Source organism: Pseudomonas sp. F007 (assembly GCF_057814275.1).
The window spans coordinates 209,721-223,268 of sequence record NZ_JBVATA010000009.1; the positions used below are offsets into that span (position 1 = coordinate 209,721).

General features: G+C 61.7%; 10 protein-coding genes. 2 read left to right on the forward strand and 8 right to left on the reverse strand.

The window, feature by feature from the left end; translation table 11 throughout:
* Positions 1-258: 258 nt before the first annotated feature.
* The 8 genes from ACZYR5_RS23115 to ACZYR5_RS23150 form a co-directional block, all read right to left on the reverse strand.
* Positions 259-1,302: a phytanoyl-CoA dioxygenase family protein gene (locus ACZYR5_RS23115; RefSeq protein WP_489091733.1), complete on the reverse strand. Its 1,044-nt coding sequence runs from the start codon at positions 1,300-1,302 to the stop codon at positions 259-261.
* Positions 1,303-1,305: 3 nt separating this feature from the next.
* Positions 1,306-3,432 (reverse strand): capsule polysaccharide biogenesis protein, encoded by a 2,127-nt coding sequence (locus ACZYR5_RS23120; RefSeq protein ID WP_489091732.1) that lies wholly within the window; start codon positions 3,430-3,432, stop codon positions 1,306-1,308.
* Entirely contained in the window at positions 3,429-3,995 is a 567-nt protein-coding gene (locus tag ACZYR5_RS23125; protein WP_489091731.1) for a GNAT family N-acetyltransferase, read from the reverse strand. Before ACZYR5_RS23125 ends, ACZYR5_RS23120 begins: the two co-directional genes overlap by 4 nt.
* Before the next feature lie 16 nt (positions 3,996-4,011).
* The gene (locus ACZYR5_RS23130; RefSeq protein ID WP_489091895.1) at positions 4,012-5,523 is read right to left on the reverse strand and encodes an LTA synthase family protein; all 1,512 of its coding nucleotides are present in this window, start codon (positions 5,521-5,523) and stop codon (positions 4,012-4,014) included.
* 7 nt (positions 5,524-5,530) lie between these two features.
* Positions 5,531-6,307 carry an SDR family NAD(P)-dependent oxidoreductase gene (locus tag ACZYR5_RS23135; RefSeq protein ID WP_489091730.1) on the reverse strand — a complete coding sequence of 259 codons (777 nt, stop codon included), beginning with the start codon at positions 6,305-6,307 and terminating at the stop codon, positions 5,531-5,533.
* The gene (locus ACZYR5_RS23140) at positions 6,304-7,620 is read right to left on the reverse strand and encodes a capsule polysaccharide biogenesis protein (RefSeq protein ID WP_489107625.1); all 1,317 of its coding nucleotides are present in this window, start codon (positions 7,618-7,620) and stop codon (positions 6,304-6,306) included. The genes ACZYR5_RS23135 and ACZYR5_RS23140 overlap by 4 nt, the downstream gene beginning before the upstream one ends.
* The gene (locus ACZYR5_RS23145; protein ID WP_489091728.1) at positions 7,560-9,581 is read right to left on the reverse strand and encodes a capsule polysaccharide biogenesis protein; all 2,022 of its coding nucleotides are present in this window, start codon (positions 9,579-9,581) and stop codon (positions 7,560-7,562) included. The genes ACZYR5_RS23140 and ACZYR5_RS23145 overlap by 61 nt, the downstream gene beginning before the upstream one ends.
* Before the next feature lie 185 nt (positions 9,582-9,766).
* On the reverse strand, positions 9,767-10,807 hold the full coding sequence (locus tag ACZYR5_RS23150) for a phosphotransferase (RefSeq protein ID WP_489091727.1): 1,041 nt from the start codon (positions 10,805-10,807) through the stop codon (positions 9,767-9,769).
* 237 nt (positions 10,808-11,044) lie between these two features.
* On the opposite strand from ACZYR5_RS23150, the gene ACZYR5_RS23155 reads away from it, so the two are divergent.
* Entirely contained in the window at positions 11,045-11,977 is a 933-nt protein-coding gene (locus ACZYR5_RS23155) for a KpsF/GutQ family sugar-phosphate isomerase (RefSeq protein ID WP_489091726.1), read from the forward strand.
* A gap of 221 nt (positions 11,978-12,198) precedes the next feature.
* A complete protein-coding gene (locus tag ACZYR5_RS23160) occupies positions 12,199-13,497 on the forward strand; it encodes a DapH/DapD/GlmU-related protein (RefSeq protein WP_489091725.1) in 1,299 nt (432 codons plus the stop codon).
* Positions 13,498-13,548 lie beyond the last annotated feature (51 nt).

Sequence of the window (13,548 nt, forward strand, 5' to 3'; positions counted from 1 at the left end):
CAGCTTGCTGGCGAAGGTCGTCAACGGTCACGCGATGAACCTGATGCCGCGCGGCGGTCTCAGGTTTTTCGCTGGCAAGCCAGCTCCTACAAGGGTTCGCGGATACCGCAGGTTTTGGGGGCGGCCACAGGTTGGGTGTCGATCACAAATCCTGCGGTGCCTGCAAAACCCTGTGGGAGCCAGCCTGCTGGCGATTCAAGCGCCGCGGTGCGTCTGGTTCCCCGCCATCGCGAGCAGGCTCGCTCCTACCGTTTGATTTCAGATGTACGGCTTTTCGTAGGCGTTGAGCTGTTCGATGAAGCGCCAGTGGCTGCGTTTGTCGAAGCCCATCAGGCGTTTCAGGCGGATGTCCCAGCGCATGTGGTGGTTGGCGATCATCGGCAGGGCGAACAGGTGGGCGCCGCGCCAGGGGATGAAGGGGTTGCGGCGCAGGCTGGCGTAGATTTCCACGCGGTGGCTGGGGCGCAGGCTTGGGCAGCGGGCGTGGAAGCCCGAGGTGTCGGCCACTACCAGGGTGTTGGCCGGCACCGAGAAGCGCCGCGGTGCCGGCAAGCCCAGCGCCGCCAGTTCGTGCTCATGAATACGGAACGAACCTTCGCGGTGCATCTGTTCATCGGAACGGGCCGCGCCGAGGCTCTGGCGGTACTCCCAGGCCAGACGCTCCGGGGTCAGCCGATGGGAGCCGGGCACGTAGCTGAACGGTCCCTGGTCATCGGCCACGTCATCAAGAAACAGCCAGGCCTTGGCGGTCGGATGAAAAGTGTCAGCGTGCAAGCGCGTCTGCGGGTCCTGCTCGGCGTTGACCCCATCGATCACGATCGACTGCAATTGATAGGTGATGCCACCGGTATTCGACGAGGCATAGGCGATCAAATCGCGCACCCCAGGGTCGGCAACAAAGGCCGCGCTGGCCGGGTTGCGCGCCAGCACATCCTGGTCAAGGCTGACCCGACGCGTCACCGCCTTGCCCTGGCGCATCTCCCAACCGGTGCTGCGCAAATCGCCAAGCTCGGCCCGCAGCGCCGCAAACTGTTCAGCGGGCAGGGCGTTCTCGCGGACGAAAAATCCCTGTTCCTCGAAACTCGCCAGCTCATCGGCATTCAGCCGTGGCGCCAGCGCGCGCCGGCGCATGGCGGCCATGCCCATCGCCAGTTGGCGGCGCTGCACATGCAGGCCCAGGGCATTGAGCCGGGCGCTGCCGAGCACCGGGTTGTTTTCGAACGATTTGGCATGGGTCAGCAGTTGCAGGCAGTGCCAGGGCAGTGCCGCATAACGGCCAAGATCCTTCATAGAGGCGGGCATGGTCTAGTCCTTGAGGGGGGGCTGCGGTCGGCCGCAGCCGAGCATGGTCCGAGTGTAATTGAGCAGCGGCAGCAGGCGCGGGTGTTGCGCCAGGCGCGGCGGCCTAGGGTTCGACAGGCATGTCAGGGCATGCCAGGCATCGCAGGGCAGGGCTTGCTGGGGGTCGGCATAGCGCGCATAGCGCAACAGGGCGCCGGCTACCAACTGGTCCAGGGTCAGGCGCCGGGTGCGGCGCGGCAAGGGTTGCCGGTCGTGGGTCAGGCCCCAGCCGGCATAAAACGGTGAACCGTAGGTGGTCACGGGCAGGCCACGCAGCAAGGCCTCGAACCCGGCGGTGGAACTCAGGGTGTGCAGTTCATCGACCTGTTCATACAGGCGAACAATATCGACCCCCGGCAGCACCTGGTCGACCAGCCCGTGCAGCGCCTCGGCGGGCAGCGCGCCGTGGCGCTTGCCGGCTTCGACATCCGGGTGCGGCTTGTAGACGATCCACGCATCCGGCGCGCTGGCGCGAACCTGCTTGAGCAACGCCAGATTGTCGTAGCCTTCGCCGACACTGCAGCGCAACGCAGCATCGTCCTCGACCTGGCCGGGCACCAGGATCCGCCGCTGACCGGGCGGCGCAGCCACCGGCTGGTGCAGATCGCTCTTGAGATTGAACTTGCTCGCGCCCAGCGCCACGATCGATTCACGCAGGCGTGCGGCCTCGGCGAGGGTGGCGCTGTCGAACTCGGCGTGTTGCAGCAGGGTTTGCAGGTCGCTCTCGGCGCGAGCATCGAAATGCATGCCGCTGCGGTCCAGCACCAATGACAACGCGGGTGCGTTCATTGCGCCAAGGCCGATGGAGCGCAAAAAGCCGTCTTCCACCCGCCACAGCGGGACATTGGCCGTGGCGGCACGGGCGCAAAGATCCGCCGGCTCACGAGCGGCCCACACCAGCAACTTGCCGCCCTGGCGCGCCACGTCCGCCACCAGCGTCGGGCTGTCCTCGGCAAATGTCAGGCGGCCCCAGCGGCTGCTGAAGAAGCGTCGGATATTGTGCTGCTTGTGCCGCTTGACCCCCAGCACGGTGATCGGCCCGGCGAACTCGGCGTCCCGGGCTTTCTTGCGCGCCAGTTGATGGGCCACGGTCAGCGCATCGGTCGGTTGCCCGGTCAGCGGGTCGATGTAGCGGCAGTAGCGCACGTAGGCTGCCGCCACCAGCTGCAGCAGATTCAGGGTTGCCTGGCGCCGGGGGATCGGCATGCGATCGTCGGTCAGGCCCCAGCCGGCGTAGAACGGCAGCCCGAAGCAGGTGACCGGCACGCCCTGGATCAATGCCTCCAGACCGGCCTGGCTGGTGCCGATGTACACCCGCCGCGCCCGTTGGGCCAAGGACGCCCAGGACACCGGACGCGCTTCCAAAGTGACGCCACGTTCGCTGGCCGCGGCCAGCAGGCAACTGGGTTTCTGCCCACCGACGCAATCCGGGTGAATCCGCACCCGCACCTCGGCATCCGGGTTCTCCGCAATGGCCGCGTCGAGCATGCGCACATAATCGGCCTCGCACAGACCGCCGCCCGGGATCGAATAGTCGCCGGCGGTCTGGTCCACCACCAGCACCAACGGCCGCTCGCGACCCAGGGGATCGTCGGGATCTAGGTCGGGGCTGTTGTTGTACTTGCCGATGCAACTGCTGCGCATCAGGGCGATCAATTGCTCGGCGCACTGCAGTTCAGCAGCGCTCAGCTCGTGCGGCTGCTGCAGGATGTTTTCCAGCAGCGAAGGGCGGTCGGCCAGGTAGTGGATGCCCACCGGATCGACCACCAGTGACATCGGCGTGTCGCCCTCGATGCCCAGCGACGACGAGCGCAGGAAGCCGTCCTCGATGGCGATGTACGGCAGGCCCCAGCGCTGGCACAGGGCGCGGGCAGGGGCCGAGCTGTCCTTGTAGCCGATACCGGCGATGGCCTTGAGGTCTTTCGGTGCCCGCTGCCCGCGTTGCCACAGCCAGTAAGGCGGGCCTTCCGGGCCGAGAAACTGTGGCAGGTGCAGCACGTTCCACGCCACCCATTGCTGGGTGATGCCAATCCAGCCCGGGCCCGGCACCAGCGCCGGCAGGTTCAGTGGCGGCAGGGGCAGGCCGTTCACAGGGCCACCTGCAGACGCCGCAGCATGCTGCGCACCGGTGGCCAGGGCACCCAGCGCTGGCGCAACAGCTGGAAGCCGTTGTGCAGGTACAGCGCACGGGCGCGGTCGTTGTCCAGGGGCACTTCGAGAAACACCTGTTGAAACCCGGCGGCAGCCGCCTGCTCGCAACAGGCCTGCACCAGCGCCGAGCCGACACCCTGGTTGCGCGCGGCCTTGCTCACCCGCAAGCCGTACAGCAGAAACGGGTAGCGCCACTCGCGCAGCTCGCTGAGGCAGAAACCGGCAAAACGCACCGCGCCCATCAGCCAGCCAAACTCGCGGACAAAGGGCCGCAAGCGCAGGGCGAACGGGCCGCGGCGTTGATGCTTGAAGGCCACGTAGCCGGTCGCTTCGTCATCCTCGAAGGCCAGTAGCACGCGGTCCCAATGAATGCTGCTGCCGAGCAGGCGCTGGCGGCAGTCATTGTCACCGATCAGGAATGCCAGCGAACCGCGCCCGCCGGTCACCAGGTGGGCCAGTTGCGGGTTGGCGCGGACCGCGGAGGGCAGCTCGGAGCCGAGCATGATCTTCACCGCGACCTCAAACCACGGGCGCGCTGGCACTGGCTGCACGCGCCGGCTGGGCACAGGCGAGCAGGCGGCTCGACAGCGCGTCGACCCGCAGCGGGGCAGGGCTGGCGCCGGGTTGCCGGCGGTTGGACCAGATCAGGTAATCGGTGTCGCCCGCCGGCTCGCCAACCGCCTGGTAGACGTTGGGCAGAATCGGCACGTGATCGCCAAAGAAGCACAGCAGGGTTTCGCCGGGCTGATCGAGCAAGGTCGCGCGCAGTTTGCCGAGCATCCGGTCGGCATTGGTGATGTGCCGCAGGTAGGGCGCCAGGTCATCCATGCCGGCGAGCAGCGGGCGGTCGAACCAGGTCGGCAACTCGCTGGCGGTGACTTTTTCCAGGTGCAGCGGGCCGTGGTTTTCCATGGTCACCGCGTGGATGAACAACGGTTGGGTGCGGTTCGGGTCATCGAGCAATTCGCGGATCTTGTCGGCCACCGCGCAATCGCCAATGAACGGCCCGGCTTTCTGCGAGTCGTTGAAGGCACGCACGTCGATGAACTCATCGAAGCCCAGGGCCGGCAGCACCTTGTTGCGCCCGTAGAAACTGCCGTCGTAAGGGTGCACGCAGACGGTCCGGTAGCCCTGCGCCTTGAGGTGCGCGGCGATGCTCGGCAGGCCACGCCGGGCGAGGACCCGGTAGGGATTGAAACGGTGTACGCCAAGGCGGTCGCCGGGGATGCCGGTCAGGTAGGCGAACTCGGTGCGCACGGTATTCGCGCCCCAGGCGGCGACTTGCAGCTTGCCACGGGCCAGGGCTTCGTCGGCGAGGCGATCGTATTCGCCGAGCACCTCGCTCCTGACCCCGGGCCACAGGTCGCGCACGTCGAAAAACGATTCGCTCTGCACCGAGACCAGGTCGGGCAGCGGCGCTGACGGTGCGCGGCTGGCGGCGTTGCCGAAAGGCGAACCCAGGGTGCTCGGCTCGACCGCCACCCGCGCGGCGCGGAAATAGCGCCACAGGCAGGCAGCCATACCCCAGCGCTTGACGTCCACCTCGGCGTCGAAGCTGGGCACGCTGCGGTCGCGCTGACCCAGCCACAACAGGCCCAGGCCGAGCACACCGAGCAGCAGTGCGCCAGTGCGGGCGCCGTCAACTGCAGGTTCGAAACTCAAGCCCGCCCACAGGTACACCAGAAAACCCAGGGCCAGCAACGCCGCCTTGCCGAAGCCGAAGAACGGCAGGTACAGGCGCGGAAAACGCACCGCGTCGCTGAAATATTCGAAGTCGGCGCAGACGAAGGGCTCGCGCAGCGAGTGGTATTTGGCGTTGCTGACCATCACGATCAACAGCCACAACAGCATCAGGTTGATCGCGCTGAACAGCGGGCGGGCAGTGATGGCGTAGAGCAGCGCCAGGCCAACGCACCACAGGCCGCTGTGCAGCCACCAGCAACTGAGTGGGCGGCGCAGGTTCGGCCGCGGTTGCAACAGGCGTTCGATCAGTACGGTGAGCAGCAGGCCGACGACCGCGACCTGGAGGATGGAGATTTCACTCACTGTAATTCAGACCACGCAAGATAAACGAAGAGAGGCGCTGGGGAATCACCCCCAGCAACCAGGTGCCGAGGTTCAGCGGGAACGGAAAGCTGATGCGCGCCTGATTGGCGGCCAGCCCACGCTTGATCCGGCGCGCGGCTTTTTCCGCGGTCCACAGGAAAGGTTTCGGCCCGGGCATTTCAAAGCACATCTTCGACTCGACGTAACCGGGCACGATCACGTTGACCTTGATTCCGTGGGGCGCCAGCCAGTCGCGGATCGCCTCGCCGTACACCCGAATCGCCGCCTTGCTGGCGCTGTAGGTCGGGGTCACCGGCAAGCCGCGCCAGCCGGCCAGGGAGCTGAACAGGGCAATCTGCCCATGGCCACGGGCACGCATGGCCGGCAGCGCGGCTTCGACGGTGGCCAGCGCCGCCATCACGTTGACCTCCAGCAGGGCGCGGCTGTCGTCCCAGCACTCCGCCTCACCGTTACTGCCGACCGCGGTGTTGAGCCCGGCGCCGACCAGCACCAGGTCCGGCTGCTCGGCCTCGCTGACGCGGCGGATCATCGCGCGCAACTCATCCAGGTCGCGCACATCCAGGGCTTCGAGCAGCACGCGGGCGCCGAGGGCACGGCATTCGGCGGCCATCTCTTGCAGCCGATCGAGGCGCCGGCCTTGCAGGATCAGGGTCACGCCGGGTGCGGCGTACGCCGGGGCCAGGGCGCCGCCGATGCCGCCGGTGGCGCCAGTGATGAGGATGCAGCGGGGCGAAGAGTGTTGCGTCATAGGAAGTTTTCGATTCTCGATTTTTTTGCCAGCAACACGTTCAGGCAGTTGTTCACTGCCATGTCGATCCCGCAGCCGGTATAGAAGCCGCCGTTGACCTGGGTGGTGTGGATGACGGTGTTGCGAAAATGCTTGAACAGCGCCATGTCCGGCGCTTCGGGGGAATGCCAGAAGTCGTCGAGGCTGCCTTGCTGGGTCAGCCCGGGCATGGCGTAGATCGGGTTGGCGAGGACGAAGGTCGGGCGTTTGTGCAGGATCGCCGAAGCCCCCGCCGTGCTGTTGACCGTGATCATCCCGGCAATGTGCGAGAGCAGCGTCGGCATGTGCCCGCTCTGCAGGAAGTCGACGCGCTCGGCGACCCCGTATTGCGCCGCCAGGGTGTCGGTGATGCGCCGATAGTTCACCAGCCCCGGGGTCAGCGGGTGGTTCTTCACCAGCAGCCTTGCCGAGCCCGGCGCGTGAGCGGCGAACGAGGCGATCACATGGTCGATGACTTCGAGCATGTTGGCGAACGGCGAGTGATCCTTGATCTGCGCATCGCTGTCCAGTTGCAGTGGGAGCAAGAAGGTCGGCTGACGTTCACGGGCAACCTCGGTCACCAGCGCATCATCGCGCCGCCCGCTGAGCAGCAGGCGCACGCCCTGGCGAATGAAGCCGGCGTACTCCTTGGCCGCACTGAACGGCGCGTGGGTGCGGTAATGCGGGAAGCACAGTTTATTCAGCGCACCGCCGCTGTGGTACAGCACGTCGTGGGCAGCGCGGGCGGCGAACGACAGCTTGAACGGGTTGCCATTGTCGTAGCGCGGAATGTGCTTGCCGACTTCGCGGTACCAGTCCGGATCACGGGGCAGCAGCGAGTTGTTGTTGACGCCGTCGCGCTCGAGGGGGATCCAGTAGGGGCGGAAATAACCCTCCTCGAACACGTGCACGCGAATCCCCAGGCGCTTGGCCAGGGCGATGGCGGGGCGATGGACTGGGCGGCAGTCGCCGAAGAGCACCAGATCGGTGATGGCGAGGTCATGGAAACGCTGGTTGTAGAACGCCTCCAGCTCGTCGGGATGGGCCGAATAGGTGCTGCGCGAACCCGGGCTGTAGAGCACGTCGCCGACGTTGAAACTGATGCAATGCACCCGCTGGTCGATCGCCCGCAGGGCCTTGGCCAGTCGAGCGAAAAACGGCGAACTGACCCCCTGCAGAAACAGGAAGCTGTTGCGTGGCTGAGGCGGAACCGGGCGCAGTGGCGCCGGCGCCTTCAGCTTCTCAGGCGTTTCATGCCCAATAAACTGCTCAAGCGCTGTTTCAATTCCTGCCATCTGGATGTTGCTCCTGGCTGCGGTAAAGCGTGCCAATGCTGTAATTCGTAAAGTGTCTGTTCGGCGGTGGTGAAGCGGTTGGTGATCCGGCTGACGTACGTGGGGTAGAGCAGCAGGGTGCCTGCCACCAACTCGTCGAGCCCCAACTGTCGCGAGCGCCTGGCCTGTACCTCGGGGTGCAGGTCCAGGTCGCGGGTCAAGCCCCAGCCGGCGTAGAACGGCTGGCCATAGGTGGTCACCGGAATACCGCGCAACAAGGCCTCGAAACCGGATTGGGAGGTCAGGACGTGCACCTCATCGACGGTTTCCAGCAACTGCTGCAGCGGCGTGTTGCCGATCACCTCATCACACCAATCGACCGTTTGTGCTTCATCACTGCCCCGCGCTCGTGTGCCCGCCAGTACTTCAGGGTGCGGCTTGTACAGCACCCAAGCCCCGGGGTTTTGTTCACGTACCGCCTGCAGCAGTTGCAGGTTGCTGCGGATGTGATTGGCGCCAAAGCGGATCGACGCGTCGTCTTCCACCTGGCCGGTGACCAGGATCACCTGCCGTGCCGCCGCCGGGCGTTGCCAGGCGTGGCCGGGCAAGTTGTATTTGGTCAGCCCGGCGCGGCAGATGGTCTCGCGCAGGGCCTGGGCCCGCGCCACCAGCGTCGGGTCAAAGTGCTGATCCAGCAAGATGCGTTCCAGGCGCGAGCTGCGCCGGGCGTCGTAATAGATGCCGAGGTCATCGACCACCCAGGACAACGGCCGGGCCTTGCCGGCACCCAGGCCGACCGAACGCAGGAAGCCGTCTTCCACGCGGTTGACCGGTCGTGGGTGTTGCATCAGGTCGGCGTCGTGCTTGCAGCCCCAGGACACTACCGGCACATCGGCCTTCAGCGGCTGCTGGGGTTTGATGAACTGGATCGCGGAGCCGTCGAAAAACAGCTTCACCAGCGGTTCTTTCCAGCGACTGAAACCGAGCATCTGCACCGATTCGGGCAGCGCGCTGCGATGACGGCGTTGCAGGCCGAGCCAGTTGATCAACACTTCCGGGGTGCACGGCCGGCCGGTTTCCGGGCTCACATAACGCGGGTAGTCCACCAGGCTGGCGTGTACCAACTGCGCAAGCGTCGCGGGTTGGCGGCGCGGCGGCGCGGGCAGGCGGTCTGCGGTCAAACCCCAGCCGGCATAGAACGGCATGCCCCAGGTGTGCACCGGAATGTTCCACAGCAGGGCATCGAAGCCCAGTTGCGAGGTCATCACGTACACCGCCCGCATGCGCGGCAGCAACTCGGCGGGATGGACGTTCTGCGCCAACACCCGGACCCGCGGATGATCTTTCAGCGCCGCGAGATCGAAATGCCCGCGCTTGCGCCCGGCGACCACATCCGGATGCACCTTGAGCAGCAGGGTGCTGGTGGGATAACGCGTCAGGGCGGCCTCAAGCATGGCCATGAAGTCGGCAGGTCCGGCGCCTTGCAGCGATGCGTCGGCGAAGGTCTGGTCGGCGACCAGTACACAGTCGGCGGGCAGTTCGATGGATTCGATACGTGCGTCGTTGTACTTCGACACCCGCTGCTGTTGCCACAGTTGCTGCAACGCCATGGCGCGCTCGGTCTGGGCACTGCTCAGAGGTTGGGCGATCAGTTGTTCAAGGCGTGAAGGGGCGCTGGCGTCGTAATACACACCGACGTCGTCGACAATCAGCGACAGCGGCGGTTCTTCGGCGCCCAGGCCCACCGAACGGAGGAAGCCGTCTTCGAGGGTGAGGATGGGGAGGCCGGCTTTTGCCGCGTGGGCCATGGCCTTGATCGCGCTGGGTTTGCGGCCCCAGGCCATTATGCAGTCGGCTTGCTCCAGGTCGCCCACAGTCCCATTGTGCAGCGCGTAATCGGGCAGCAACGCGGGGAGCGTGACGATGCGTTGAGCCCCTTTGGAGAGGATCAACAAGCGCGGGCGTAGAGAAGCGTCATCCATAAACGTGGAACGAAATTCCGTTTGTGTGGGTAGAAGCACAGGGGCGTGTCGATGAACAGTCCATCGACAAAATTTATGTCGCGAATGTTAATACAAATTAACAAAGTGAGAACGGACTTTCAGACGAATACGTAGGACGCGTAGCAAAAACAGCCGACGCGCCCTTGATTCAAGGCGCGTGGGCGTCAGAGCAGGCCGAGCAGGTAGTCGTATTTTTCCCGCAGCAACGGCATGCGCTGCTTTTCCTGATACTCGGCGATGGTCTCGGGGCGCAGGCAGTGGAACAGGGCGTTGAGCAAAAACAGGTAACGCAGGTTGCGCAGTGCGTCCTCGGCGTCGAACTCGCTCGGCAACGCTTCGCGGTAGGTGTCGAGAAACTGTTGTTGCGCCGCGAGAAACGCCGCCATGTCCTTGCGCCGAAACAGGCTGCCCAGATAGGCCCCGCCGTCAAAGCCGACACGGCCGACCTTGACTTCGCTCCAGTCGATCAACTGCAACTTGCCGGCATCGACGAACAGGTTCTTGCGCAGGTAGTCCATGTGACTGATGCAGCGCGGACTGCGCCGGGCAGCCCGGGCAAGGCGTGCCAGCAGCGGTTCGAAGGCCTTGAAGGCGTCGGCCAGGCCACTGAAGCGTTCATCGGTCTTGCCCAGTTGGGCCAGTTCCGGCAGGCAGCGGGCGAAGTTGAAACGCGGGCGCAGCAGGAACCAGGGGCGGAAGAAATCCATGCTCCAGTACAGCGGCGCCTGGTGCAGCGGGCGATTTTTCAGGAAGCGGTGACTGAGGGTTTCCAGCTCGGCGATACCCAGGGCCAATGGCTTGGCGATCAAGTGCATGCGCGGCGGCTTGCCTTTGACAAAACCCGTGAAGATCAGGCTTTCGAGGGGCGTCTCGATCACCCCAAAACACGAAGGATACTGAAACTGATCGCTGCCGTGCAGCATGTCGGCATTGCGGTAGAAGCGTGCTTCCTGGCTGCCAATAAAAGCCACCTTGCGAATGGACTTTTCCACCAGATCGATGGTCTGACCAGTGCTCGGGTCGAGTAGTTGGTGGCGGCGTACGTAGTTGACGAACGAGGCATTGGAGTCCAGGTCCTGACTGGTGATGGTAAGTGGCTCTTTGCCCAAATGTGGCATAAATGCACGTAAGTGCTGTTCCAGGTCACCTTGTTGCCAGCGGTAATGGGTTCTGCGGCCTTGCAGGGGGTGTAGATCCAGATTCATGACTTCAACTTAGGCAAGTGCCATATGTCCGATTTGTAGCGGTTTTGGTAACAATATGCTGAGTGATACAGATCGCGGATACAACGAAAAGTTTACTGAAAGCACCGCATTTCTGGCTCGGCACGCCACTAAATTGTTTAAAATGCCCGGCTGGTCGGATTGGGACTTTGCTAAATGTTGCAAAGACCTTAAAATTCGCGCTCAACACCACGTTGTTTTCAGGGACGAAAGTCAAACATGAATCATCTTGCTATCGCAAAAGAAGCTCTCATCGCTCAAGCGCAAGCGGTCACGCAAATGGCCGATCGCCTGGACGGCGAGTTCCAGAATGCCGTTGAACTGATCTTCGGCTGCAAGGGGCGCGCGGTCGTGTGTGGCATGGGCAAATCCGGCCTGATCGGCCAGAAGATGGTCGCCACCTTCGCTTCCACCGGCACCCCGAGCTTCTTCCTGCACCCGGCCGAAGCCTTCCACGGCGACCTCGGCATGCTCAAACCGATCGACGTGCTGATCCTGATCAGCTACAGCGGTGAAACCGAAGAAGTGATCAAGCTGATCCCGAGCCTGAAGTCCTTCGGCAACAAGATCATCGCCATGACCGGCAACGGCAAATCGACCCTGGCCAAGCACGCCGACATCTGGCTGGACATCTCGGTCGAGCGCGAAGTGTGCCCGAACAACCTGGCACCGACCACCTCGACCCTGGCCACCATGGCCATGGGCGATGCACTGGCCGTGGCGCTGATCGAAGCCCTGCAATTCAAGCCGATGGACTTCGCCCGCTACCACCCCGGTGGCAGCCTCGGTCGTAAATTGCTGACCCGCGTCAGCGACGTGATGCACTCGCCCGCGCCGATCGTCACCCCGGCCACCAGCTTCCACGATTGCCTGATGGTGATGACCCAGAGCCGCATGGGCCTGACCGTGGTAATGGACAATGGCGTGCTGGTGGGCATCGTCACCGACGGCGACCTGCGTCGTGCGCTGCTGGACGACGAAGGTGTGATCCACACCACCGCGGCCCACTTCATGACGGCCAAGCCACACACCATCAAGGAAGATTCGCAGTTGGCAGAAGCTGAAGCCTACATGCTGGATAACAAGATCCGTGCCTTGGCGGTCACCAATGACGCCAACAAGGTGGTGGGTGTCGTCGAAATCTTCGATTGAGGTCTCTGGCCGCCCGTAAGGCTGGGTAAGCGTGTGCTCCAGCCTTATATAAGCGCTTAGAATTATGTTATTTGTTGGGAGGTCATTTTTTTCAGCGGGTAGCAAAGTCTATCAAGTGTAATTCGATTAATTTTTGTTGTGTCTTTGATGCGCCGACACAGTGAGCAGTCCTGGCGGCTAGGTGAGAGATACCTTAAATTGATTTTCATTAAGGGTTCTGTGTGGATATTAATAGCTGCTTCAAGTCTGCAAATATCGTCGCCAATACTAAATCGATTGCAGGTGATGGATTTCTTGAGGAAGGTTCTGTTATTCAAGGTAACTTGAACTCTCGCTTTTTTGTAGGCGCTTATTCGCTTGTGGATAGCGGAACATTTGTAAAAAATTCATTTGTCGGCAGGTTCACGACTATCGAGAAAAATTGCCATATTGGTTATCCAGCTATTCGGAGTAAAAATTTCTCCAATCACTTTTTTTCCCGAAATCTACCGATCTCGGGGGCGGATGATTATTATAAAAGTATAAAGACTTCGCGTTATTATTTTGAGCAAAATAAGTATACTTTCGTAGGCAGTGATGTGTTTGTGGGGAAGGGAGCCATCATTCAGGAAGGTGTAACTATAGGGGATGGCGCAATTATCCATCCCAACGCCTATGTGACTGAAGATGTTCCGCCGTATGCAATTGTTTCGGGATCTCCGGGTGTAGTCGTGGGTTATCGATTTGATGCAGAAACTGTAGCGGCGCTGTGTAACTCTAAGTGGTGGCGGTGCGATATTTCCCCGTTGCTCGCAAAATACAAAAATAATGCAATTGACTATCATGATAATCAGGAATTTATCTCCCAAGTTACGCTCGGTGAATTTGAGAAGCTTGAAAAGAAGGTGTTCTATTTAAATACAGAAAAGAACACCTTTGAGGAGAATTCCGCGACTAATATGATTGTTGGTCCATCGCATATCGAACGTTGGTACATTTTTTCCCAAAAAGGGTTGGTTGATAAACCTGAGGGGTATCACATATTCCCGATTCCCGCTCTTTCGTTGTTCAGTGATCAATTGAAGAAGTTGGTTGAGTGGTGGTCAGAATGGTTCGATAATGTTTTATTGTTCGTCCCTGATTTTAGAATCGGAAATGTAGCAGTAGATCTTGAACGTAAGGAAGGGCGACTGGTAAAGCCAGAGGCTGTGTCCGATGATAACTCTAGAAAATGCTATAACTTGGGCTTGAAGAGCTTGGATCATTTTTCTCAGTTGAAGAATGTTAAGTTCTGGTTTTGGTGCTTAAATGGTCGAGAGGAATTCAATCGGGTTAACGGTCAATATCTAGATGATTCTGGCAGCTACAAACATCCGATATGGAATTACACTGAGCTTTTATCGCTATACGGAGAGCGTGTTATTGATATCAGAAGGCACTTCGATAGTGTGCTGGATTTGATAGTGGATGGCAGTATTCATCCAACAAATGACTGTTATGGAAAGATGTCAAAAGTGTTTGAGAAGGTATCTTGGAAGTGAGTGTCGCTTGAGCGAGTGACGAAAAACACTGTTGTTCTGTGTTAAGGGTAT